Genomic DNA, 24,205 nt, shown 5'->3' with positions numbered 1-24,205 from the left:
GGGCGAGCGCCCCCGCGCTCCGACATCGACGTCTTCAAGAGGGATGAAGGATAAATGACAAACCACCCCCGCATCGGAATCCGACCCACCATTGACGGCCGCCGCAAGGGCGTTCGTGAGTCGCTCGAAGAGCAGACCATGAACATGGCGAAGTCCGTCGCCGAGCTTTTTACCTCCAACCTGCGCTACCCGGACGGCAGCCCGGTCGAGGTCGTCATCGCTGACACCACGATTGGTCGAGTCCACGAGGCGCAGGCCTGCGCCGCGAAGTTCCGTGCGAACAACGTCGGCCTGACCCTGACGGTCACCCCCTGCTGGTGCTACGGTACCGAGACCACCGACATGGATCCCGCGATGCCGCACGCCATCTGGGGCTTCAACGGCACCGAGCGCCCCGGCGCCGTGTACCTCGCCGCCGCCCTGGCCGGCCACGCCCAGATCGGCATCCCCGCATTCGGCATCTACGGCGAGCACGTGCAGGACGCTGACGACACCTCCATTCCTGAGGACGTGCGCACCCGTCTCCTCGACTACGCGACCGCAGGCCTGGCCGTCGCCCAGATGAAGGGTGAGGCCTACCTGTCCATGGGTTCCGTCTCGATGGGCATTGCAGGCTCCGTCGTCGACCCCGACTTCTTCGGCTCCTACCTCGGCATGCGCAACGAGTACATCGACATGACCGAGTTCACCCGTCGCATCGAAGAGGGTATCTACGATCCCGAGGAGTACGAGAAGGCGTACCAGTGGATCCGCGAGAACTTCAAGCAGGGCAAGGACTGGAACCCGCCGGAGTGGCAGTACCCCGAGAAGCACGAGGACTGGTGGAAGTTCGTCACCAAGATGACGCTCATCGCCCGCGATCTCATGCACGGCAACCCGCGCCTGGCTGAGCTGGGCTTCGAGGAAGAGGCCGGTGGCCACGGTGCCATCGCGGCCGGTTTCCAGGGCCAGCGTCAGTGGACCGACCACTTCCCCAACGGCGACGTCCTGGAGACCATCCTCAACACGAACTTCGACTGGACCGGCATCCGTCAGCCCTCCGTCGTGGCCACTGAGAACGACTCGCTCAACGGTGCCTCGATGCTCTTCGGCTACCTGCTGACCAACACACCGCAGATCTTCTCCGACGTGCGCACCTACTGGAGCCCCGAGTCCATCGAGAAGGCTACCGGATGGAAGCCCGAGGGCCGCGCGGCCGCCGGTCTGCTCGACCTGCGTAACTCCGGATCGACCACGCTGGACGGTGCCGGCAAGGCCGTGCGCGATGGCAAGAACGTCATCAAGCCCTGGTATGAGTTCACCGAGGAGGACCGCGCGGCCACGCTCGAGGCCACGACCTTCCACCCGGCCTCGACCGGCTACTTCCGCGGCGGTGGCTTCTCGACTCACTTCCGCACCTCCGGCGAGATGCCCGTAACGATGTGCCGCATCAACCTTGTGCGCGGCCTCGGACCGGTCATGCAGATCGCCGAGGGCTACACGGTCGAGCTGCCCGACGAGGTTGCCTTCACCATCGAAGAGCGCACCAACATCGAATGGCCCACCACCTGGTTCGTCCCGAACCTGACGGGTGAAGGTGCCTTCAAGAGCGTCTACGACGTCATGAACGCGTGGGGCGCCAACCACGGCGCGATCTCCTACGGCCACATCGGTGGCCAGCTCATCACGCTGGCGTCGATGCTGCGCATCCCGGTCAACATGCACAACGTCCCCGAGGAGCGGGTGTTCCGCCCCAAGGCATGGTCGCTGTTCGGCACCGAGTCCCTCGAAGCCGCGGACTTCCGCGCCTGCGAGACCTTCGGTCCGATGTACCGCTGATGCAACTCCCGGTCGGGCTCGGGTGTCCTCTCTCCTCGAGCCCGACCGGTGCCACTCCCTTCCGGGGAACCTTTTTCCGGGACGCAGCCCCGGCCTCGCCGATGAGGAGAGCTGCGCGAGAACCCAACGACGGGACACGCCGACCCAGGGCGTATCTGGAGGAGACCTTCAATGACCACCGTACTTGCTGTTGACCTTGGATCCGCATCCGGACGAGTGCTAGCCGGAACGCTGCACGAGGGACGCTTGGACGTCACGGACATCCACCGTTTCAAGCACGAGGCCCGCCGCCGCGAAGACGGCACCCTCACGTGGGACGTGGCCACGATGGAGGCCGAGACGATTACCGGCCTGAAGAAAGCCCTCGAGCAGTTCCCAGATGCCCGCGCGGTCTCGATCGATACGTGGGGTGTGGACTGGGCCCCCCTCGATGAGCGCGGCGAGCTCGTCGGCGACGTCGTCGCCTACCGTGACGAGCGTACCTCCCGCACCCTCGATGCTTTCCGCGATCGCATTGGCGACCGGGAGTTTTTCGACCTGACCGGCAACCAGCCGGCGACCATTAACACGGCGAACCAGCTCTTTGCCTTCCTGCAGGAGAACCCCGCCGACGCGCAGCGCGTCGCCGCAGCTCTGTTCCTGCCCGACTACTTCGCCTACCGTCTGACCGGCGTCGTCGGATGGTCTCGGACGATCGCCTCGACCTCCGGCCTGCTGACCCCGGGCGGTGGCGACTTCAACGCCGAGGTATTCGACCGCCTCGGCATCCCGCGCGGCTGGTTCGGTGATCTGTCCGCCGACCGTACCGTCGTTGGGCCCTGCACCATCCCCGGCCTCGAAACCCTGACAGTCGTGCGCGGCGGCGCCCACGACTCCGCGTGCGCCGTTCATGGTCTGCCCATCGAAGAAGGCAAGCGCGCCTACTTCCTGTCCTGCGGTTCCTGGTCCGTCCTGGGTGCCATCGAGGACCAGCCCCTCATGAGCGACGCCGCCTTCGACCTGGGCATCACGAACGAAGGGCGCACCGACGGGGGAGTGCGCCCCCTGTTCAACATCACCGGTATGTGGATCCTCCAGGAGATCCAGCGTCAGTGGGAGCGTGAGGGCACGCCCACCGACACCGACGAGCTGGTTGCGCAGGCCCGCGAGCTGCCCGCCGCCTCGGGCACATTCGACCCCGACGAGGAAGCCTTCGCCACCCCCGGTGACATGCAGCGCAAGATCGATCAGGCCCTGGACGCCCAGGGTGCGGCCCGTCCCGACTCCATGGCCGGGTACGTGCGCGTCATCATCGAGTCCTTCGCCCGCCGTTACGCGCGCGCGATCGGAGAACTGACCGAGGCCACCGGGCAGGCCCCCGACCAGCTCAACCTCGTGGGTGGAGGCGCGCGCAACCGCCTCCTGTGCGACCTGACCGCTCAGATCTCCGGCGTGACCGTCGTGCGCGGACCCATCGAGGCCTCGACCTTCGGCTCCCTCCTCGCGCAGCTTGAAACCATCGGCGCCCTCGCCGAGGAGGACCGCGCCTCCGTCATCGCAGCCAGTGCAGCGACCCATGTCCACGTCCCGACCCGTAGCTAAGAAAGTCTCGCTGGCCGACATCGCGCGGCGGGCAGGCGTATCGACGAACACGGTCTCGCGGGTCGTACGCGGGGACCCCGAGGTGTCGGAGAAGACGAGGGCGCGCATCGCTAAGCTCGTTGAGGAGTTGGGCTACGTGCCCAACTACGCGGCGCGAGCGCTCGCGGCCAAGCGCACCAACGTCCTGCAGGTCGTGCTGGCAGCCCCCATGTTCCACGGACACGGGCGCGTGCTGCTGTCGATCCTCAACGCCTCGTCGCAGGCCGGGTATCACGTGTCCCTGTCCTACGCGTACGGCCCGGATGGTCAGTTGCGCAACGACTTCGCTCCCTTCGACGTCGACGGAGTCATCATCCTGGGTGGTCAGGACCCGACGATCGACGTAGCGATTGAAGCGGGCAAGCGTTTCCCAACCGTCCTCGTCCTGACGAGCGAAAAGGGGCTCGACGGCATCTCCACCGTCGCGGTCGACAACGTGCGAGGTGCGCGCCTGGCGACCGAGCATCTTCTCGCCCAGGGGCTCACCGACGTCGTCCACATCTCGGGTCCGGCCGGCTGGTCGGACGCGCAGATGCGGCGCATCGGCTACGAGCAGGCGTGTGCGTCCTACGACATCGAGCCCGTGGTGCTCGAGCCCGACTCGTGGGACTCGCGTGACGGCTACGACGTCATGCGAGCGGCCGGTCGTCTGCCCCAGGGCGTACAGACCGCGAACGACCAGCTGGCCCTGGGTGCCATGCGCTACATCTACGAGCGCGGGGGAGTGGTCCCTCGCGACGTGCGAGTCGTCGGCTTCGACGACATCGACGGCGCGGACTCCTACGCGCCCCCGCTCACGACGATTCACCAGCCCTTCGACCGCCTGGGACGCACTGCGGTGCGGCTCGTGCGCTCGCTCATGGGCGGAGGTCCCTCCCAGGACATCGTTCTCGACCCCGAGCTGGTCATCCGGTCCAGTTCACACCTGTAAGAAAGGTACGCTCATGCTCTATGGTCCTATGACTCACCCGCAGTTCCTGCGCGCGCTCGCGGCCGCCGGCCACGGCTCGAAGATCCTGCTGGCTGACGCGAACTACCCGCACACGACGGGGGTGAATCCGCGCTGCGAGCTCATTTCCCTCAACCTCGCCCCGGGGCTCCTGGATGTTAGCCAGGTGCTTGACGTCCTCAAGCGCACGATTCCGATCGAGCGCGCCGAGATCATGACCCCCGCGCCCGATGCTGATCCGGTGGAGATCCCGATCCACGACGAGTTCCGCGCGGCGCTGCCCGGCGTGGAGTTCGGCGAGATTTCCCGCTGGGACTTCTACGATGCCGCGCGCGAGGAGAACGTGGGCATCATCGTAGCGACGGGTGAGCAGCGCCTCTACGGAAACCTGCTCCTGACGGTTGGCGTCCGTCAGCCCGGGGAGTAAAACCCGTTTTCCGCCCCAGGAAGCACCGTGATCCAAGAGTGACGAGTGCTTTCGTTTCATTTTCGTTTCTTGTGGAGGGGGCTGGGGGGATTCGCCGGAGAGTTGCATAGCTGGTGGGTGGCCTGAACGGGTCGCCCACCAGTGTATTTATCCCTGCAATATCATTGAATGTTGACGAATGGGAAGCCTCGTCCTGAACGTTTGTGCGCCCTGCGTGCACGCCTGTGACCGTTGATCGCGTGATGTTGCATACTTTCGTTTTAGTGACTATTCTTTTCTTAACGAAAGACAAAGCGACAAGGAAGGTCGCTGATTCCGTGAAGAGGTGCCCATGGGACGTGCAGAAGAACGCACGAACTACATCCTGGATCGCCTCGCCCGGGAGGGTGAGGTGAGCGTCGCGCAGCTTGCCTGTGACCTGGGTGTTTCGCCCGTTACCGTGCGCGCCTCCCTCAAGAGCCTCGACGAGCAGGGGTACCTCGTGCGCACCCATGGAGGCGCGCGCCCCACCACCTTCCGAAACATTCACCTGCGCCAGAACGACCGCGTCGAGGTCAAGGGACGTATCGCTCGCGCTGCCGCCGACATGATCCACGACGACGACCGCATCATGATCGAGGCCGGCACCACGTGCGCCCTCATCGTCAAGTACCTCACCGGCAAGCGCGGAGTTCAGGTTCTCACAAACTCCGTGCTCGTCTTTGCAAACGCCCGCTCCAACCCGAACCTGAACATCACGCTGACGGGTGGACACTTCCGCGCCGAGTCCGAGTCCCTCGTGGGACCGGTTGCCGAGCGCGCAATCAATGACTTCAACGCGCGCGTCGCCTTCCTCGGAACCGACGGGTTCAGCGTTGATCGGGGCCTGACCACCCAGCTCGTAGAAGGTGGACAGGTCGGCTCCATTATGCGCACTCGCGCACAAGAGACGTGGCTGCTCGCTGACTCCTCCAAGTATGGGGAAGCCGGCTTCGTCAGCTTCATGGGGATCGACGAGGTCACCGGAATCATCACCGACGATGAGATCCCCGAAGAATCCATCAAGGAATTAGCCGAGCGCACGAAGCTGCGCATCGTCTAGGAGGAAACACATGGCCACCATCGTGGTGATGCCCCAGCTGGGCAACTCTGTTGAGTCATGCATCATCGTCGAGTGGATGATCGCAGAAGGCGACACCGTCGCCGTCGACCAGACGCTCGCGTCCATCGAGACCGACAAGTCGACCATGGAGGTGCCCTCGACCGCCGAGGGTACCGTCCTGAAGCTCCTGTGGGAGGAAGGCGACGAGGTCCCCGTGAAGGATCCGCTCATCATCGTCGGTGAGCCCGGGGAGGACATCTCCGGCCTCGTTCCCGGTGGCGACGCGGCCCCCGCCGAGGCCGACGCTCCCGCCGAGCATTCCGCCGCTCCCACTGAATCGGCCACCCCCGCGTTTGCGACCGAGCGCGCCACCGGTGCCGTCTCCCCGCGTGCCCGCGCCCTCGCGGCCTCCAACGGCGTCGATGCCTCGGCCATCACCGAGGGCTCCGGCCCCCACGGCCGCGTCATCGAGCGTGACGTTGCCGCCGCTATCGCCGCCGGCCCCGCCCTGACCTCCGCCGCGCGCGTAGCCGGTGTGAGCGCCGCTGAAGGCACCGGTATCGGCGGACGCGTGTCCGTCGCCGACGCCGACCGCGCCCCCGAGGCCGCCCCGGCCGCCGCGCTCGCCGCCCCCGCCGCAGCCGCAGACTTCCCCGGCGCCTCGACCTCCGCCCCGCTCAAGGGTGTTCGCAAGGTCGTCGCCAAGCGCATGATGGAGTCCCTGACCTCCACCGCGCAGCTGACCCTCAACACGACGGCCAACGCCGCCGGCATCCTCGCGATGCGCAAGAAGGTCAAGAACGCCGACGAAGCACTGGGCCTGAACAAGATCACGCTCAACGACCTGGTCTGCTTCGCCGTGTCTCGCACCCTGCTCAAGTACCCCGTGTTCAACGCTCACCTCGAAGGCGGCGTCCTCACCGAGTTCGAGCAGGTCCATCTCGGCTTCGCATGCGACACCCCGCGCGGGCTCCTCGTCCCCGTCATCCGCTCCGCGCAGGCCCTGGGCCTGAAGGCATTCTCCGACGAGGCCAAGCGCCTCGCCGGCGGAGCGATCGACGGCACGATTTCGCCTGACTACCTGTCGGGCGGCACCTTCACGGTCTCCAACATCGGATCCTTCGGTATCGAGACCTTCACCCCCGTCATCAACCTGCCCCAGACGGCCATCCTGGGCGTCGGAGCGATCACCCCGCGTCCGGCCGTGGCCGCCGACGGAACGATCGGCGTGGAGCAGCGCCTCAACCTGTCGCTGACGATCGACCACCAGGTGATCGACGGTGCGGACGGCGCTCGCTTCCTGCGCGACCTGGTCGCCGCCATCGAGAACATTGACGTGACGGTCCTGGCCTGAGGAAAGAGGAATACTCATGAGTGAGACGCATTTCGACGTTATCGTCCTCGGTGCGGGCCCCGGCGGCTACCTGGCCGCTGAGCGCCTCGGACACGCGGGCAAGAAGGTCGCCCTCGTGGAGGAGCAGTACCTGGGCGGCACCTGCCTGAACGTGGGCTGCATCCCCACCAAGACCCTGCTTAACGGCGCGAAGAACTACCTGCACGCCAAGGAAGCCAGCCAGTTCGGTGTGGACGCGCAGGGCGTGGCCGTCAACTGGACGCAGATGCAGGCCTGGAAGGACCAGGTCGTGAAGGGCCTGGTCGCAGGCGTCGCCGCCACAGAGCGTAAGGCGGGGGTCACCGTCATCAACGGGCGAGGCCACCTCGACGCCCCCGGTCGCGTGACCGTTGAGGGCACGACGTACACCTCGGACCACGTCATCATTGCCACGGGTTCCGTGCCCGCCATGCCCCCGCTGCCCGGCACCCAGGACAACCCGGCGCTGGTCGACTCCACGGGCATCCTCTCTCTGCCGCAGATCCCGGCCCGTCTCGCGATCATCGGCGGCGGCGTCATCGGCGTCGAGTTTGCCTCCCTGTACGCCACTCTCGGCTCCCAGGTGACCGTCATTGAGATGGCCCCCGAGATCCTTCCCTTCATGGACGACGACCTGGCCGCCAAGGCGCGCGCCGCCATGAAGGACGTGACCTTCGAGCTGGGCTGCCGCGTCGAGTCCCTCGACGGTGGTACCGTCCACTACTCCAAGGGGGAGGAGAAGAAGAGCGTCGAGGCCGACGTCGTCCTCATGGCCGTCGGTCGCCGTCCCGCGACGGAGGGCTGGGGCGCGCAAGAGGCTGGCCTGGAGATCAACCGCGGCGTCGTCGTCGACGACACGATGCGCACCAACCTGCCCAACGTGTGGGCCATCGGTGACGTCACCGGACGTTCCCTCCTGGCGCACGCAGCCTACCGCATGGCGGAGATCGCCTCGGCGAACATCCTGGACCCTGCCGCCAAGAAGCGCGGCGAGGTCATGCGTTGGCACACTGTCCCGTGGGCCGTCTTCTCGATCCCCGAGGCCGCCGGCGTCGGTCTGACCGAGTCCGCCGCCAAGCGTGAGGGCCGCGATGTCCTCGTCGCGAAGGTTCCCGCCCTCATGTCCGGCCGCTTCATCGCGGAGAACGGATTCAAGGCACCGGGCGAGGCGAAGATCCTCGTCGACCCCACGACTCACCAGGTGCTGGGCATCCACGTGCTGGGCGCGTACGCCGCCGAGATGATCTGGGGCGCGCAGGCCGTCCTCGAGATGGAACTGACCGTCGAGGACCTGCGTCAGGTCGTCTTCCCGCACCCCACGGTTTCCGAGGTCATCCGCGAAGCCGCGTGGGCCGTCAAGCTCTAATGAACATCCCCTACGTCAAGGAAGAGTAGAATTATGACTCAGTCTCTTATCATCGACCCCAACGAGGTGCGTCGTCCCGGGTACGTGAAGTTCCCCGAGGTTCCCGTCAACCAGTACACCTTCGACCGTGACACCGAGATTGCCCGCTACGGCGAAAAGGGCATGGTCCAGATGCTTCACGACATGATCGTCGTGCGCACCTTCGAGTCGATGCTCGACTCCATCAAGAAGACCGGTGCCTGGGAAGGCGTCGAATACAACCACCCCGGCCCCGCCCACCTGGGCATCGGCCAGGAGAGCGCCTACGTCGGCCAGAGCTACGTCCTGGCCCCCGAGGACTTCATCTTCGGTTCGCACCGCTCGCACGGCGAAATCCTCGCCAAGTGCTACTCGGCCATGCACCAGATGGACGATGGCCAGCTCGAGGGCATCATGAAGGGCTTCCTCGGCGGCGAGACACTGTCCTACGCCGAGAAGATCGACTACAAGGACACGAAGGACCTCACCGAGAACTTCATCCTCTTCGGTGCCCTCGCGGAGATCTTCGCCCGCAAGTCCGGCTTCAACCGAGGCCTGGGCGGCTCGATGCACACCTTCTTCCTGCCGTTCGGCTCCTACCCGAACAATGCGATCGTCGGCGGTTCCGCCCCCGTCGCGAACGGCGCGGCCCTCTTCAAGCGCATCAACCGCAAGCCCGGCATCGTCATCTCCAACGTCGGTGACGCGGCCCTGGCGTGCGGCCCCGTGTGGGAGGCTATGAACTTCGCGTCCATGGACCAGTTCCGCTCGCTGTGGCGTGAGGAGGACGGCGGCAACCCGCCGATCCTGTTCAACTTCTTCAACAACTTCTACGGCATGGGCGGCCAGACCTTCGGCGAGACCATGGGCTACGAGGTCCTCGCCCGCGTCGGCGCGGCTCTCAACCCCGAGGCCATGCACGCCGAGCGCGTCGACGGCCTCAACCCGCTGGCCGTCGCCGATGCGACCACCCGCAAGAAGAAGATCCTCGAGGAGGGCCGCGGCCCCGTCCTCATGGACACCATCACCTACCGTTTCTCCGGCCACTCGCCGTCGGATGCCTCCTCGTACCGCACGAAGGAAGAGGTCGACCTGTGGGAGCAGGTGGACTGCATCAAGGAGTACTCCAACCTGCTCATCTCCAACGGCCTGACCACCCAGGATGAGATCGACGGCTACACGGCTTCGTTGACCGAGAAGCTCGTCAACGTCCTCAAGCTCTCGATCGACGACGAGGCCACCCCGCGCGTCGCAGACGGCTACATCGACTCCGTCATGTTCTCCAACGAGAAGGTCGAGGCCTTCGACGACGCGACCCCCGAGATCGACCTCGAGGACAACCCGCGTGTGAAGGCGCTGGCCAAGAAGGTGCGTACCTCCGTCGACGAGAACGGCAAGCCCGTCTCCAAGATGCGCATGTACCAGTTCCGTGACGGCCTGTTCGAGGCCATGCTCCACCGCTTTAAGACCGATCCGACGATGGCCGCATGGGGCGAGGAGAACCGCGACTGGGGCGGCGCTTTCGCCGTCTACCGTGGCCTGACCGAGGCCCTGCCCTACCGTCGCCTGTTCAACTCGCCCATCGCCGAGGCCTCGATCGTGGGCGCCGGCGTCGGCTACGCGATGGCCGGTGGCCGCGCGGTCGTCGAGCTCATGTACTGCGACTTCCTGGGCCGCTCCGGCGACGAGGTCTTCAACCAGATGGCCAAGTGGCAGTCGATGAGCGCCGGCCTGCTCAAGATGCCTCTCGTCCTGCGCGTGTCCGTGGGCGCGAAGTACGGCGCCCAGCACTCCCAGGACTGGAGCGCCCTCGTCGCGCACATCCCGGGCCTGAAGGTCTACTTCCCGACGACCCCGACCGACGCCAAGGGCATGCTCAACCTTGCGCTGGCCGGCACCGACCCGGTCGTGTTCCTCGAGAGCCAGAAGCTCTACGACAAGGGCGAGGACTTCGAGCCCGGCGGCGTGCCCGAGGGCTACTACGAGACCGAAGAGGGTGAGCCGGCAATCCGCCGCGAGGGCACCGACATCACGATCGCCGCCTACGGCGCGACCGTGTACAAGGCCCTCGAGGCCGCGGACGTCCTGGCTGAGAAGTACGGCCTGAGCGCCGAGGTCATCGACCTGCGCTTCGTCGCACCGCTCAACTACGACAAGCTCATCGCCTCCGTGAAGAAGACCGGTCGCCTCGTCCTCACCTCGGACGCGGTCGAGCGTGGCTCCTTCCTCAACACGGTCGCCGCGAACGTGCAGACCCTGGCCTTCGACGCCCTCGACGCGCCGATCGCCGTCGTCGCCTCGCGCAACGGCATCACGCCCGGACCCGAGATGGAGTCGTTCTTCTTCCCGCAGGTCTCCTGGATCCTCGACGCAATTCACGAGCGCATCCTCCCGCTGCCCGGCCACGTGCCCACCACGAAGCACGCGACCGAGGCCGAGATCGCGCGCCTGAACCGCGCAGGCCTCTGAGGCGTTGGGGGCGGGTCGTTCCCCTTTCCGACCCGCCCCCGTCCCTGGCTCGCACTCCCTGACGCGAGCCCGCGAGGCCGGGGCCACACTCCTCCTCACCGAGCCCCGGCCTCGCCCCCACTTTCGATACGACAGCTTTTTCTCCACCCAACGAAGAGATGGCAGAACCTATGGACATCACCAACGACCCGGCTACCACTGCGGAACAGCGCATTGAAGCGCTGCGCGCGGTGGTCGCTGACGAGCACTTCCCGAGCTGGGTGCCCGAGTCAAACAACCACATTCACACGTGCTTCTCCTTCAGCCCCTACACGCCCACGCACGCCGCGCTCATGGCGCGCCGCAACGGCCTGCGCGTTGTTGGCTCGGTCGACCACGACTCGATCGGCGCCGCGGCTGAAATGAGCGAGGCGACCCGCATTCTGGGAATGGGTTCCGTCACCGGCTTCGAGATCCGCGCTCGATTCGGCGAGGGCACCGCGCTCGCCCAGCGTAAGCTCAACAACCCCGATTCCGTGGGCGTCGCCTACATGACCGTGCAGGGCGTGCCCGCTTCGGCCCGCGAGAAGGTCGCGCAGTGGCTGGCACCCAAGCGCGCCGCCCGCCTGGAGCGCACGCTGGCGATGGCCGAGCGCGCCAACAGGATCCTCACAGACCTTGGCTTGGAACCCTTCGACCCGCGCTCCGACATGGTAGGCATCTCGCAGTACGCAAACGGCGGCGGGATCACCGAGCGCCACCTGCTCGCCGCCATGGCCTCGGCCCTGATCCGCGGATTCGGCCGCGGCCCCGCCCTGGTACAGGGGCTGGACTCGATGGGTGTCGAGGTCCCCGAGTCCCTCGCCCGCGTGCTCTCCGACGCGGACAACCCGCACCTCATGTACGACCTTCTGGGCGTCCTCAAGGCCAACTACCTGGATCGAATCTACATCCAGCCCACCGACGAGCTGCCCAGCGCGGCCGAGGTCGTCGCCTTTGCCGACTCGGTCGGCGCGATCGCCACCTACGCCTACCTGGGCGACGTGTCTGCCTCGCCGACGGGCGACAAGAAGGCAGAGAAGTTCGAGGACGACTTCCTCGACGAGCTCTTCGAGTACATGGAGTCCATCGGCCTGCGCGCCGTCACCTACATGCCCCCGCGCAACACCCCCGAGCAGCTGGAACGCATCCACGCGCTGGCGGCCGCCCACGGCATGCTCGAGATCTCGGGCGTGGACATCAACCAGCCCCGCCAGCGCTTCACCTGCGAGGAGCTGCGCCGCCCCGAGTTCGCGGACCTCAACGAGGCGACGTGGGCCCTCGTCGCGCACGAGGCCCTGTCCTCCGTGGACCCCTCCCTGCACCTGCTGGGCCGCACGGGTCGCCTGACCCCCGAGGCCCTCGCTGAGCGCATCAGCCAGTACGCACCCCTGGGTCGTGCGATTGCCGACGGCGAGGACGCCGCCGCGGTCGCCGCCCGAGCCACATCGATTAACTGACGAGTTTCGTCGAGAAAGAGAGACATCATGAGTAACGCCCCTGAGGTACGCGGGCTCTTCCTGAAGGCCCTCGGCCGCCCGGTCATCGTGGCCCCCAGCGACGCCGAGCCGACCGTCACCTTCGACGGCCCGCTCACCGAGGTGTGCCCCTGCTCCCTGAAGGAGACGGAGCTTCCCGTCGTCGTGCGCGCCGGCGAGGAGACCTTCGAGGTCCGCGCCACCGCCACCGGTGAGCGCGCCATCAACGGCCGCGTCGCCCTCGTCACGGGTGGAGCCCAGGGCTTCGGCGCGGAGATCGCGCGCGGCCTGGTGGACGCCGGTTGCTTCGTGTACGTCGCCGACCTGAACGGCGAGGGTGCGGCAGCCAAGGCGGCCGAGCTCGGCGGCGAAGGCGTCGCCCACCCGATCACGGTCAACGTTGCCGACGAGGAATCCGTCGCCGCGATGGCCTCCGAGATTGAGCGCGTCACCGGCGGCCTCGACCTGGTCGTCTCCAACGCGGGCATCGTGCGCGCCGGCTCCGTCCTCGAGCAGGACGCCTCCGCGTTCCGCCTGTCCACGGACATCAACTACGTGGCCTTCTTCCTGGTCACCAAGCACCTGGGCCAGCTCCTGGCCCGCCAGCACTCGACCGCCCCCGAGTGGCTGACCGACATCATCCAGATCAACTCCAAGTCCGGCCTCGTCGGCTCGAACAAGAACGCCGCCTACGCGGGTTCGAAGTTCGGCGGAATCGGCCTGGTCCAGTCCTTCGCCCTCGAGATGGTTGCTCACGGCGTGAAGGTCAACGCGATCTGCCCCGGCAACTTCTACGACGGCCCGCTCTGGTCCGACCCGGACCGCGGCCTCTTCGTCCAGTACCTGAACTCCGGCAAGGTCCCTGGCGCCAAGACGGTCGCCGACGTCAAGGAGTTCTACGAGGCGAAGGTCCCCATGCGCCGCGGCGCCCAGGGCATCGACGTTCTGCGCGCGATCTTCTACATCGTTGAGCAGGAATACGAGACCGGCCAGGCCGTGCCCGTCACGGGCGGCCAGGTGATGCTTTCCTGACATCGTTACGAGGCCGGGGACGCATGTGGGTTTCTCGCCAGCTCCCCGGCCTCGTCCTTTCTTCCCACGTTCAGTTGTTTTTCCAGTGAAAGAGTCAGTCATGACCCAGATTCCCTCCACCCAGTACGCGATTCAGATCGTCGGCAAGGAAGAGTTCGTCGTTAACCCGGCGAAGCCCGTTGACCCCGTTGGCCCGACGCAGATCATGCTCGAGGTCGAAGCCTGCGGCATTTGCTTCTCTGATACGAAGCTGCTCCACCAGTTCGATGGCCACCCGCGCAAGTCGGACGTGGTGGCGGGCATCGACCTGGACGCCCTCAAGGACATCCCGTCCTACCACCCGAACCAGGAGGCCGTGACGCCCGGTCACGAGCCCGTCGTGCGCGTCGTGCAGGTCGGCGAGAAGGTCACGCACTTCAAGGTCGGCGACCGTCTGCTGGTCCAGGCCGACTGGAAGCACCTGCGTACCGCGAAGTCGAACGGCGCCTTCGGCTACAACTTCGATGGTGCCCTCGAGGAGTTCGTCGTCGTCGACGAGCGCTGCGTCGTGTCCCCGGACGGGGAAGAGTTCCTCATCCACGTGTCGGAGGGTCCGTCGGCTGCGGCCGTCGGCCTCATCGAGCCTTGGGCGACCGTCGAGGGTTCCTACGCGTGGGCCGAACGCAACCACGTCGCCGATGGCGGCCGCCTGCTGGTCGTCGGTGAGGGCGATATCGACGCTCTGACCGCCGAGCACAAGCCCGCCGAGGTCGTGCGCGTTGCCGCCGACGCCATCGAGGGCGTCCTGGGCGAATTCGACGACGTCGTGTTCTTCGGTGCGGACGCCGACGCCATCGAGAAGGCCGCGCTCCTGATCGGCACCCGCGGCACCATGTGTGTCGTCCTCGGCGGCGAGAAGATCTCGCGCAAGGTGTCCCTGGACATCGGCCGCGTCCACTACGACTTCACCCGCTTCTGCGGCACGACCGGCTCGGACCCGCGCGAGGGCTACGCCTGGATCCCCGCCAACGGCGATCTTCGCGAGAACGACCGTTGCGTCTTCGTCGGCGCCGCCGGCCCGATGGGCGTCATGCACACCATGCGCGCCGTCACCTCCGGCGTTCCCGGCCTCAGCGTCGTGGGCACCGACCTGTCGGACGAGCGTCTAGCGAACCTGATGAAGGTCGTCGGCCCGACCGCCGAGAAGAACGGCGTGCCGCTGGACATCGTCAACACCTCCTCGACGCCCCTGGAGTACGGCTACACCTACGCGACGTGCCTCGTGCCCGTCCCCGCGCTGGTCTCCCAGGCCGTCGACCTGCTGGCTGAGGGCGGCATCCTGAACGCGTTCGCCGGTATCCCGGCCGGTACGTTCGGCGACTTCGACCTGCAGGGCATCATCGAGCGCCGCATCTTCATGCTGGGCACCTCCGGCTCGGACGTCTCCGACATGCGCACGGTCCTGCGCAAGATCGAAGCCGGAATCATCGACACCACGATCTCCCTGTGGGCGATCACCGGCATGGCGGGCTTCGGCGACGCCATCAACGCGGTGATGGACCGTACCTCGGGCGGCAAGATCATGGTCTTCCCGATGATGCACGACCTGGGCCTGACCCCCGTGTCCGAGCTGGCCGAGAAGCTGCCGACGGTTGCCGCGAAGCTCGACGCCGCCGGCCTGTGGACCAAGGAGGCCGAGGAGGCGCTGCTCGCCACCCGCTGAGCGCTCCGCCTCGACCTTCGCCCCAGCCTCGTCTGTTTCGACGAGGCCGGGGCTTCCTGCGCCTGCGAAGCGTGCGGGGCTGCTCTTATTCCCGGCCGAAGGAGTATGCTAGGAAGAGGCGAGTCGCGGGAGGGGACATGCGTTGTTGGCGATCGCTGGTGGATCACGGTTCTCGTGCGCCGGTGACAAGAGACGAAGGCTACGTCGCGTTGCAGGCGTGGCTGGTCGGCCAGCTGAACCCGCGCACGCCCCACGCGGCGGACGTCTTTGCGCAGGACAGGGAGTGCCTCTACGATGCCTTCCTGTCCGTGCTCATTGGCACGGGGCTGGGATTCATCGACTACGACGACATCCGCTTCCACCACGGCCTCTACGCCTTCGACTTTTTCGTGGGCGACGTCCACGCGCCACCCCGGCGTGGGGGAGCGGACGGGCCGGGGGAGTCCCGCGCGGCAGGGCAGCTCTCCCCGGCGGTCGCCACCCCGGCGATGTGCCACGCGATTGTCGACACGTGGCTCGGTGACGTGGGCAGGCACATCCACTTCGTGGCCTCCGTGATCGCTTCCGTGGCTACCCTCGAGCTCGTCGCCGATGTGAGCGTCGACGAGTGCGTCTTCGAGTGTGACCTGCCGCCGGGCTACGCGCGCTCCACCGCGAACATGCCGTTCGAGGACGGGAGCCTGCCAATCGGCTCGCTGGATTTGTCCCTGGTTGCCCCTGATCCACTCATTCACCTCGAGGCGCGCCCGCGCTACAAGGGACAGGCCCTGTCCCCCTCGGGCTTTACCGAGGCCTTGGCATCGGCCGTGCAGATGGGGCTCGCCGTGGAGTCGTCCTCTGCGTTCGCCTTTGGGGCCGCCGCCACTCTGCGCGCCCCACACGGGGGCCCTGAGATGCTCGGCTGGGCCGCCGACGCGGTGGCTCGTGCCCTGTCCGCGTGCGGGCACACCGGGGGAGTGCAGATCCGAACGCGCTTCGCTCACGCGCCGGCGTAGTATCCGATCGCCGCGCCGTCGCGCATAACGAAGCCCCGGCCTCGTCCGTTCAATCAGACGAGGCCGGGGGCTGGTTGCTGGGGGAGAGAACCCTTACGCGTTGGTCTTCTCGGCGGAGGCGACGGGGGCGTCATCCTGCCAGTAGTCCAACTCTGCGGGGTTCAGGCCAATCGAGGAGGCCCGGAACTTCGGGTCGAGGCCCGCCTTACGCTGGGCGACGTAGTCGTTCGCGCAGCGGATGGCCTGGTTGCCCAGAATGACGATGACGGGCAGGTTGATCAGAGCCATGAGCCCCATCAGGATGTCGCCAAGGTTCCACGCGACCTCGAACTTGAGGAGAGCGCCAGCGAAGACGAGCAACGCAGCGACAGTGCGGAAGACGGTGAGCATCCAGTGCTTCATGTGCACGTTGCGCAGCAGGAAGCGGAAATTCACCTCGGCGTAGTAGAAGTTACCAACCAGCGTCGTGAACGCGAAGAGGAACAGAGCGACCGAGATGAATACCTGTGCGACAGGCTGGCCGAGAACCGTTGCCATCGCATCCTTCACGAGGGGAGCGCCCGTCACGCCACCGTCCTGGCCAACGCCCGACGAAAGAACAACGAACGCCGTGAGGGTGCAGATGATCATCGTGTCGATGAAGACGGACAGCATCTGAACGAGGCCCTGCTTGGCCGGGTGCGAGACGGAGGCGGACGCGGCGGCGTTGGGCGCGGAGCCGACACCGGCCTCGTTGGAGTAGAGGCCACGCTTGATGCCGTACATCATGGCCGATCCGGCGAAAGCGCCGAAGATCGCCGGGAAATCGAAAGCATTAGAGAAGATAGCAGAGAACATAGCCGGGATGTTCTGGTAGTTGAGCACGACCACGATCAGGCCGACGCCCAGGTAAATGATCGCCATCACCGGAACCAGGAAGCCCGTCACGTCGGTCAGGCGGCGCGTGCCACCGAAGATGGAGGCGGCCATGAGAACCGCGAGAATGGCACCGATGATCCAGGGAGTCCACTCGTTGGCCCAGCTGTACTGGGTGAAAGCGTCGGCGACGTTGAAGGAGGCGAGCAGGTTGAAGCCGCCCATGTAGGTCAGAATGAGGACCGACGCGAAAAGCGTGGCAAGCCAGTTCTGCTTGAGGGCCGTCTGAATGTAGTAGGCGGGGCCACCGTAGGAGTGGTGGGGCCCCTGCTTCTTGTAGATCTGCGCGAGAGTCGATTCGATGAAGGCGGACGCGCCGCCGAGGGTCGCAATGACCCACATCCAAAACACGGAGCCGGCGCCGCCGAGCGTCACCGCTGTCGCCACACCGGCAATGTTGCCGACGCCCACGCGCGAGGCTGTGGAGACCATCAGAGCGCGGAACGAGGAAACCTCGCCTTCCTCGTGCGGAGGCTCGGTCACGACGCGGATCGCTTCCTTGAAGAGCCGCAGAGGCAGCGCGCGCGTGCGGACGAAGAAGTACAGGCCGACGCCAATGAGAAGGGCGACGAGCAGGTACGTGTACATGAAGCCCGAGATCGTATCCAGGGTGCCGGCGAGATCGAAGGCCGGACGCAGGGTGCCGTTCATGGTGTTTCCTAGCATTGTCGGATGCGGTAAAACCGCACTGATGGCGGCAAGTATAGCGCTAGGGTCAATGGATAGTAAAAACTTTGCTAAGAACTGTGATGGTTTCTGCCATAAGTCCAGCTCGCGAGTGCCTGGGGACTGCGCTATTGCGGATCGGGAGCTGCCGTAGAGAGCGCTGGGGCACACTTTCGCTCAAATCATGTGGTCTGGGACATGAAATTGCGCGATTCTGGGCTGGATTCAGCCTTGTCCTCCGGCCGTTTCGGCTACATTCTGCGGAAAAGTGCCTGAAGGGGTGTTCGGTACGTACGATTTGACGATGTCGAGCAACCTGCGTATTGTTTTCCTTGTTGCGCCGAACGGCAGCGAACGAAGCGAAAAGCTCGGGTCGCGGAAACATGGCGCGAAACGCCTTTCGAAAGCATGCGATACGGTCGCGTGCGCTTGATCGTGTGGGTGTTGTTTGTGAACTCGATAGTGTGTTTGTTTGTTTTTTATGCCTGTTTTTTGTTTTTGAGTGTTTTTGGTTGGGATTGCTGACTGGGCGTTTTGTTTGGTTGGTTTTTCTGGGCTTTAACGTTTTTGTTTTTGTTCGGAGAGTTTGATCCTGGCTCAGGACGAACGCTGGCGGCGTGCTTAACACATGCAAGTCGAACGCTGAAGCTCAGCTTGCTGGGTGGATGAGTGGCGAACGGGTGAGTAACACGTGAGTAACCTGCCCCCTTCTTTGGGATAACGCCCGGAAACGGGTGCTAATACTGGATATTCACTGATCTTCGCATGGGGGTTGGTGGAAAGGTTTGTTCTGGTGGGGGATGGGCTCGCGGCCTATCAGCTTGTTGGTGGGGTGATGGCCTACCAAGGCTTTGACGGGTAGCCGGCCTGAGAGGGTGACCGGTCACATTGGGACTGAGATACGGCCCAGACTCCTACGGGAGGCAGCAGTGGGGAATATTGCACAATGGGCGAAAGCCTGATGCAGCGACGCCGCGTGAGGGATGGAGGCCTTCGGGTTGTAAACCTCTTTCGCTCATGGTCAAGCCGCAACAGTGGTTGTGGTGAGGGTAGTGGGTAAAGAAGCGCCGGCTAACTACGTGCCAGCAGCCGCGGTAATACGTAGGGCGCGAGCGTTGTCCGGAATTATTGGGCGTAAAGGGCTTGTAGGCGGTTGGTCGCGTCTGCCGTGAAATCCTCTGGCTTAACTGGGGGCGTGCGGTGGGTACGGGCTGACTTGAGTGCGGTAGGGGAGACTGGAACTCCTGGTGTAGCGGTGGAATGCGCAGATATCAGGAAGAACACCGGTGGCGAAGGCGGGTCTCTGGGCCGTTACTGACGCTGAGGAGCGAAAGCGTGGGGAGCGAACAGGATTAGATACCCTGGTAGTCCACGCTGTAAACGTTGGGCACTAGGTGTGGGGGCCACCCGTGGTTTCTGCGCCGTAGCTAACGCTTTAAGTGCCCCGCCTGGGGAGTACGGCCGCAAGGCTAAAACTCAAAGGAATTGACGGGGGCCCGCACAAGCGGCGGAGCATGCGGATTAATTCGATGCAACGCGAAGAACCTTACCAAGGCTTGACATGCACGGCGGCACTGCAGAGATGTGGTGGCATTTAGTTGGTCGTGTGCAGGTGGTGCATGGTTGTCGTCAGCTCGTGTCGTGAGATGTTGGGTTAAGTCCCGCAACGAGCGCAACCCTTGCCCTATGTTGCCAGCACGTGATGGTGGGGACTCGTGGGGGACTGCCGGGGTTAACTCGGAGGAAGGTGGGGATGACGTCAAATCATCATGCCCCTTATGTCTTGGGCTTCACGCATGCTACAATGGTTGGTACAGAGGGTTGCGATACTGTGAGGTGGAGCGAATCCCTTAAAGCCAGTCTCAGTTCGGATTGGGGTCTGCAACTCGACCCCATGAAGGTGGAGTCGCTAGTAATCGCAGATCAGCAACGCTGCGGTGAATACGTTCTCGGGCCTTGTACACACCGCCCGTCACGTCACGAAAGTTGGTAACACCCGAAGCCCATGGCCTAACCGCTTTGTGCGGGGGGAGTGGTCGAAGGTGGGATTGGCGATTGGGACGAAGTCGTAACAAGGTAGCCGTACCGGAAGGTGCGGCTGGATCACCTCCTTTCTAGGGAGCCCTGTTGTGTGGGGGAGCAATTCTTTTACTGCGCGGGCCCATGTGGCTGGTGTGGTGGGTTGTTCTTCTTGTGCCTGCATTCGTTCGCTGCCCGTGGTGGGTGGTGGGTGTGGGTGCGTTTTTTTGGGGTTGGGCATAATAGTTTTGTGGCAGACAAGCACACTGTCGGGTTCACGTTCAACACCGTGTGAGCGTCCGCTGCCTTGAGGGTGGTGGTTGCCTGCGCAGCCAGCCGGCGGCTTGATGTTGTTGGTGTGGGTTGTGTGTGGTGGGTTGTTTGTGATTTGTATAGTGGTTGCGAGCATATTTGTTCTGTACTGTTTTTGTGATTTTGTTTAGTTTTATTGGGCATTCGGTGGATGCCTTGGCATCAAGAGCTGATGAAGGACGTTGCGGCCTGCGATATGCCTCGGGGAGCTGGCGAGCGAGCGTTATTATCCGAGGGTGTCCGAATGGGGGAACCTAACCTGGGTTGTGCTGGGTTACCATCATCTGAACGTGTATAGGGTGGTGGGGGGAACGCGGGGAAGTGAAACATCTCAGTACCCGCAGGAAAAGATATTCCGTGAGTAGTGGCGAGCGAAAGCGGAGGAGGCTAAACCAGATGCGTGTAAGAGGCGGCGGCCGTTGCGTGTTTGGTGTTGTGGGGCCATGTTGGACTCTTCTGCCGGGGGGTCGCACCATGTGATGCTGGGAGTTGAACAGTTTGGGAAGGCTGACCGTAGAGCGTGAGAGTCGTGTAAACAAACTGGTGTTGTGTGGTGTGGGTGTGGTGCCCGAGTAGCGCGGGACTCGTGAAATCTCGTGTGAATCTGCCAAGACCACTTGGTAAGCCTAAATACTACTTGATGACCGATAGTGCATAGTACCGTGAGGGAATGGTGAAAAGTACCCCGGGAGGGGAGTGAAATAGTACCTGAAACCGTGTGCCTGTAAGCCGTCAGAGCCTTGTGGGGTGATGGCGTGCCTTTTGAAGAATGAGCCTGCGAGTTAGTGATACGTGGCGTGCTTAACCCGTGTGGGGTATGCGTAGCGAAAGCGAGTCTGAAAGATGGCGTTTGTCGCGTGTTCTAGACCCGAAGCGGGGTGATCTACCCATGGTCAGGTTGAAGCAGAGGTAAGACTGTGTGGAGGACCGAACCCACCAGGGTTGAAAACCTGGGGGATGAACTGTGGGTAGGGGTGAAAGGCCAATCAAACTCCGTGATAGCTGGTTCTCCCCGAAATGCATTTAGGTGCAGCGTCGCGTGGTCCCTGGTGGAGGTAGAGCTACTGGATGGCCGATGGGCCCTATGGGTTACTGACGTCAGCCAAACTCCGAATGCCATTAGGTGTAGCGCGGCAGTGAGACTGCGGGGGATAAGCTTCGTAGTCGAGAGGGAAACAGCCCAGATCATCAGCTAAGGCCCCTAAGCGTACGCTAAGTGGGAAAGGATGTGGAGTCGCGGTGACAACCAGGAGGTTGGCTTAGAAGCAGCCATCCTTGAAAGAGTGCGTAATAGCTCACTGGTCAAGTGGTTCTGCGCCGACAATGTAGCGGGGCTCAAGCGTACCGCCGAAGCTGTGGCAACAACACGCGTTGCTGGCACCAGGAACTGGATGTCGGTGTGTTGTTGGGTAGGGGAGCGTCCTGCACGAGGTGAAGCCTGGAGGGAACTTCTGGTGGATTGTGTGGGAGTGAGAATGCAGGCATGAGTAACGAATCTGCGGTGAGAATCCGCAGCGCCGATTGACTAAGGGTTCCAGGGCTAGGTTTATCCGCCCTGGGTTAGTCGGGTCCTAAGGCGAGGCCGACAGGCGTAGTCGATGGACAACCAGTTGATATTCTGGTACCGCGTTATGACCGCCCATGCTGAAGTCATTGTGCTAACCAATTTGCTCACGCCGCTTCCATGCCTTCGGGCGTGTTGGTGTGTGTGGGTCTTGGGGCCCCGGTGATGGTAGGCAAGCGTGTTAACAGGGGTGACGCAGACAGGTAGCTGCAGTGCGCCGATGGTTGTGCGTATTTAAGGTTGTGGCCCGTTCCTCAGGTAAATCCGGGGGGCATTGTGGGTGAGAACTGATGAGGGACACACGCGTGTGTGGACTTGTGGTGATCCTAAGCTGCCGAGAAAAGCCTCGACGTGAGGGCATAACGCGCCCGTACCCTAAACCGACTCAGGTGGTCAGGTAGAGTATACCGAGGCGTTCGAGTGAATCGTGGTTAAGGAACTCGGCAAAATTCCTCCGTAACTTCGGGATAAGGAGGACCCCGTGACTTCCCTCCGTCATGCGCGGTGGTGGGGTTGTGGGGTCGCAGAGAATAGGGAGAAGCGACTGTTTATCAAAAACACAGGTGCGTGCGAAGCCGTAAGGCGATGTATACGCACTGACGCCTGCCCGGTGCTGGAAGGTTAAGAGGAACCGTCAACAACCCCTTTGTGGTTGTGAAGCGGTGAATTTAAGCCCCAGTAAACGGCGGTGGTAACTATAACCATCCTAAGGTAGCGAAATTCCTTGTCGGGTAAGTTCCGACCTGCACGAATGGCGTAACGACTTCTCCGCTGTCTCAACCGCGAACTCGGTGAAATTGCAGTACGAGTAAAGATGCTCGTTTCGCGCAGAAGGACGGAAAGACCCCGGGACCTTTACTATAGCTTGGTATTGGTGTTCGCTTGGACTTGTGTAGGATAGGTGGGAGACTGTGAAGGCGCCGCGCCAGCGGTGGTGGAGTCGTCGTTGAAATACCATTCTGGTTCAAGCGGTCACCTCAACCTAGACCCGTGATCCGGGTTGGGGACAGTGCCTGGTGGGTAGTTTAACTGGGGCGGTTGCCTCCTAAAAAGTAACGGAGGCGCTCAAAGGTTCCCTCAGCCTGGTTGGTAATCAGGTGGCGAGTGCAAGTGTACAAGGGAGCTTGACTGTGAGACCGACGGGTCGAGCAGGTGCGAAAGCAGGAACTAGTGATCCGGCCATGGCACGTGGGTGCGTGGTCGCTCAACGGATAAAAGGTACCCCGGGGATAACAGGCTGATCTTGCCCAAGAGTCCATATCGACGGCATGGTTTGGCACCTCGATGTCGGCTCGTCGCATCCTGGGGCTGGAGTTGGTCCCAAGGGTTGGGCTGTTCGCCCATTAAAGCGGTACGCGAGCTGGGTTCAGAACGTCGTGAGACAGTTCGGTCCCTATCCTCTGTGCGCGCAGGAAACTTGAGAAGGGCCGTCCCTAGTACGAGAGGACCGGGATGGACGAACCTCTGGTGTGCCAGTTGTACCGCCAGGTGCATGGCTGGTTAGCTACGTTCGGAAGGGATAACCGCTGAAAGCATCTAAGCGGGAAGCCTGCTTCAAGATGAGGTTTCCACGCCCCCCCCGTGGGGTGAGAGGCCCCCGCCAGACTAGCGGGTCGATAGGCCAGAGGTGGAAGCACAGCAATGTGCTCGAGAGCCGACTGGTACTAATTGGCCAACACTAAACAACACCCAACACAACGGGCCCACAACAACAGCGAACAACGCCGCAACCACTATACAAACCACGATCAACCCACACCCACACACCAGTGGGACACGGAAGAACACACAATCTTGTGGTGGTCACAGCACCGGGGAAACGCCCAGCCTCCATTCCGAACCTGGAAGCTAAGCCCGGCAGCGCCAATGGTACTGCAACCGACAGGTTGTGGGAGAGTAGGACACCGCCACAACACACGTAAGACGGAGGGCCTCACCCAATCGGGTGAGGCCCTCCGTATTTTGTGCATCGCCGGCACTCTCTTTCCCGCTGCAGTTGCGATGGGCTTGGGCTGGTGTTGTTGGCGCTTCGTGAAGCGGGTATGTTACCCGCGGAAAGTGAGGTGCCTGGTATGGGAACTCGTCGTCGTTTTACGCCGGAGTATCGTCGTGATGTTGCGTGTCTGGTATTGGATACAGGGTCTACGATCGCGTCTGTGTCCCGTGATTTGGGGCTGGGTGAATCGGTGGTAGGCCGGTGGGTCACACTCGAGCGCGAGCGGCGCCAGGCCGTGCGTGAGGGCCGTCCTGACCCACGCGAGATGGAAGCTGAGATCACTGCCGTTGCGTCGGCGGGTGCGCGAGCTGGAGAAGGAGAATGAGCTTGTGGGAAAAGCCAGCGCCTTCTTCGCGTCTGGGCACCACAACACCAGCGCTTTGAACTG

14 protein-coding genes and 3 rRNA genes are annotated in these 24,205 nt (G+C 63.8%); 16 read left to right on the top strand and 1 reads right to left on the bottom strand.

What is annotated here, in order from left to right:
* The first annotated feature begins 54 nt into the window (after positions 1 to 54).
* The 12 genes from RDV55_RS02850 to RDV55_RS02795 all read left to right on the top strand — a co-directional run bounded on the left by RDV55_RS02850 (position 55) and on the right by RDV55_RS02795 (position 16,345).
* Entirely contained in the window at positions 55 to 1,818 is a 1,764-nt protein-coding gene (locus RDV55_RS02850) for an L-fucose isomerase (RefSeq protein WP_111824352.1), read from the top strand.
* Positions 1,819 to 1,989: 171 nt separating this feature from the next.
* The gene (locus RDV55_RS02845) at positions 1,990 to 3,399 is read left to right on the top strand and encodes a rhamnulokinase (protein WP_111824353.1); all 1,410 of its coding nucleotides are present in this window, start codon (positions 1,990 to 1,992) and stop codon (positions 3,397 to 3,399) included.
* Positions 3,374 to 4,369, top strand: coding sequence for a LacI family DNA-binding transcriptional regulator (locus RDV55_RS02840; RefSeq protein ID WP_111824364.1), 996 nt, complete (start codon positions 3,374 to 3,376; stop codon positions 4,367 to 4,369). The genes RDV55_RS02845 and RDV55_RS02840 overlap by 26 nt, the downstream gene beginning before the upstream one ends.
* 13 nt (positions 4,370 to 4,382) lie before the next feature.
* Entirely contained in the window at positions 4,383 to 4,814 is a 432-nt protein-coding gene (locus tag RDV55_RS02835) for an RbsD/FucU family protein (protein WP_111824354.1), read from the top strand.
* Between the two features lie 331 nt (positions 4,815 to 5,145).
* Entirely contained in the window at positions 5,146 to 5,895 is a 750-nt protein-coding gene (locus RDV55_RS02830) for a DeoR/GlpR family DNA-binding transcription regulator (protein WP_111824355.1), read from the top strand.
* Between the two features lie 10 nt (positions 5,896 to 5,905).
* Positions 5,906 to 7,249 (top strand): dihydrolipoamide acetyltransferase family protein, encoded by a 1,344-nt coding sequence (locus tag RDV55_RS02825; protein ID WP_111824356.1) that lies wholly within the window; start codon positions 5,906 to 5,908, stop codon positions 7,247 to 7,249.
* Positions 7,250 to 7,265: 16 nt separating this feature from the next.
* Positions 7,266 to 8,633 carry a dihydrolipoyl dehydrogenase gene (lpdA, locus tag RDV55_RS02820; protein ID WP_111824357.1) on the top strand — a complete coding sequence of 456 codons (1,368 nt, stop codon included), beginning with the start codon at positions 7,266 to 7,268 and terminating at the stop codon, positions 8,631 to 8,633.
* 33 nt (positions 8,634 to 8,666) lie between these two features.
* Positions 8,667 to 11,120: an alpha-ketoacid dehydrogenase subunit alpha/beta gene (locus tag RDV55_RS02815; protein ID WP_111824358.1), complete on the top strand. Its 2,454-nt coding sequence runs from the start codon at positions 8,667 to 8,669 to the stop codon at positions 11,118 to 11,120.
* A gap of 158 nt (positions 11,121 to 11,278) precedes the next feature.
* Entirely contained in the window at positions 11,279 to 12,598 is a 1,320-nt protein-coding gene (locus tag RDV55_RS02810; protein ID WP_111824359.1) for a PHP domain-containing protein, read from the top strand.
* Positions 12,599 to 12,625: 27 nt separating this feature from the next.
* Entirely contained in the window at positions 12,626 to 13,648 is a 1,023-nt protein-coding gene (locus tag RDV55_RS02805) for an SDR family NAD(P)-dependent oxidoreductase (protein ID WP_111824360.1), read from the top strand.
* A 100-nt stretch (positions 13,649 to 13,748) separates the two neighbouring features.
* Positions 13,749 to 15,350, top strand: a complete 1,602-nt coding sequence (locus RDV55_RS02800; RefSeq protein WP_111824361.1) for an alcohol dehydrogenase catalytic domain-containing protein — start codon at positions 13,749 to 13,751, stop codon at positions 15,348 to 15,350.
* A gap of 137 nt (positions 15,351 to 15,487) precedes the next feature.
* The gene (locus RDV55_RS02795; protein WP_373462906.1) at positions 15,488 to 16,345 is read left to right on the top strand and encodes a hypothetical protein; all 858 of its coding nucleotides are present in this window, start codon (positions 15,488 to 15,490) and stop codon (positions 16,343 to 16,345) included.
* A gap of 93 nt (positions 16,346 to 16,438) precedes the next feature.
* On the opposite strand, the gene RDV55_RS02790 is transcribed toward RDV55_RS02795, so the two are convergent.
* On the bottom strand, positions 16,439 to 17,911 hold the full coding sequence (locus RDV55_RS02790; protein WP_111824362.1) for an alanine/glycine:cation symporter family protein: 1,473 nt from the start codon (positions 17,909 to 17,911) through the stop codon (positions 16,439 to 16,441).
* A 589-nt stretch (positions 17,912 to 18,500) separates the two neighbouring features.
* On the opposite strand from RDV55_RS02790, the gene RDV55_RS02785 reads away from it, so the two are divergent.
* The 4 genes from RDV55_RS02785 to RDV55_RS10510 all read left to right on the top strand — a co-directional run bounded on the left by RDV55_RS02785 (position 18,501) and on the right by RDV55_RS10510 (position 24,142).
* A 16S ribosomal RNA gene (locus tag RDV55_RS02785) occupies positions 18,501 to 20,040 on the top strand.
* Positions 20,041 to 20,381: 341 nt separating this feature from the next.
* Positions 20,382 to 23,508 (top strand): 23S ribosomal RNA (locus RDV55_RS02780).
* A gap of 108 nt (positions 23,509 to 23,616) precedes the next feature.
* Positions 23,617 to 23,734, top strand: a 5S ribosomal RNA gene (gene rrf, locus RDV55_RS02775).
* The 16S, 23S and 5S rRNA genes sit together here, the layout of an rRNA operon.
* A 129-nt stretch (positions 23,735 to 23,863) precedes the next feature.
* A complete protein-coding gene (locus tag RDV55_RS10510) occupies positions 23,864 to 24,142 on the top strand; it encodes a transposase (RefSeq protein ID WP_133256506.1) in 279 nt (92 codons plus the stop codon).
* Positions 24,143 to 24,205: the final 63 nt, after the last annotated feature.

The organism is Schaalia odontolytica, assembly GCF_031191545.1.
GTDB lineage: Bacteria > Actinomycetota > Actinomycetes > Actinomycetales > Actinomycetaceae > Pauljensenia > Pauljensenia odontolytica.
The sequence above is the reverse complement of the archived record's forward strand: the minus strand, read 5'-3'. Positions and strand labels throughout refer to the sequence as shown.

Bases quoted from the DNA above. Each gene is read 5' to 3' on its own strand.
- RDV55_RS02840 (WP_111824364.1), top strand. From the start codon at position 3,374: ATGTCCACGTCCCGACCCGTAGCTAAGAAAGTCTCGCTGGCCGACATC.
- RDV55_RS02815 (WP_111824358.1), top strand. From the start codon at position 8,667: ATGACTCAGTCTCTTATCATCGACCCCAACGAGGTGCGTCGTCCCGGG.
- RDV55_RS02830 (WP_111824355.1), top strand. From the start codon at position 5,146: ATGGGACGTGCAGAAGAACGCACGAACTACATCCTGGATCGCCTCGCC.
- RDV55_RS02825 (WP_111824356.1), top strand. From the start codon at position 5,906: ATGGCCACCATCGTGGTGATGCCCCAGCTGGGCAACTCTGTTGAGTCA.
- RDV55_RS02800 (WP_111824361.1), top strand. From the start codon at position 13,749: ATGACCCAGATTCCCTCCACCCAGTACGCGATTCAGATCGTCGGCAAG.
- RDV55_RS02805 (WP_111824360.1), top strand. From the start codon at position 12,626: ATGAGTAACGCCCCTGAGGTACGCGGGCTCTTCCTGAAGGCCCTCGGC.
- RDV55_RS02810 (WP_111824359.1), top strand. From the start codon at position 11,279: ATGGCAGAACCTATGGACATCACCAACGACCCGGCTACCACTGCGGAA.
- lpdA (WP_111824357.1), top strand. From the start codon at position 7,266: ATGAGTGAGACGCATTTCGACGTTATCGTCCTCGGTGCGGGCCCCGGC.
- RDV55_RS02845 (WP_111824353.1), top strand. From the start codon at position 1,990: ATGACCACCGTACTTGCTGTTGACCTTGGATCCGCATCCGGACGAGTG.
- RDV55_RS02835 (WP_111824354.1), top strand. From the start codon at position 4,383: ATGCTCTATGGTCCTATGACTCACCCGCAGTTCCTGCGCGCGCTCGCG.
- RDV55_RS02795 (WP_373462906.1), top strand. From the start codon at position 15,488: ATGCGTTGTTGGCGATCGCTGGTGGATCACGGTTCTCGTGCGCCGGTG.
- RDV55_RS10510 (WP_133256506.1), top strand. From the start codon at position 23,864: ATGTTACCCGCGGAAAGTGAGGTGCCTGGTATGGGAACTCGTCGTCGT.
- RDV55_RS02790 (WP_111824362.1), bottom strand. From the start codon at position 17,911: ATGAACGGCACCCTGCGTCCGGCCTTCGATCTCGCCGGCACCCTGGAT.
- RDV55_RS02850 (WP_111824352.1), top strand. From the start codon at position 55: ATGACAAACCACCCCCGCATCGGAATCCGACCCACCATTGACGGCCGC.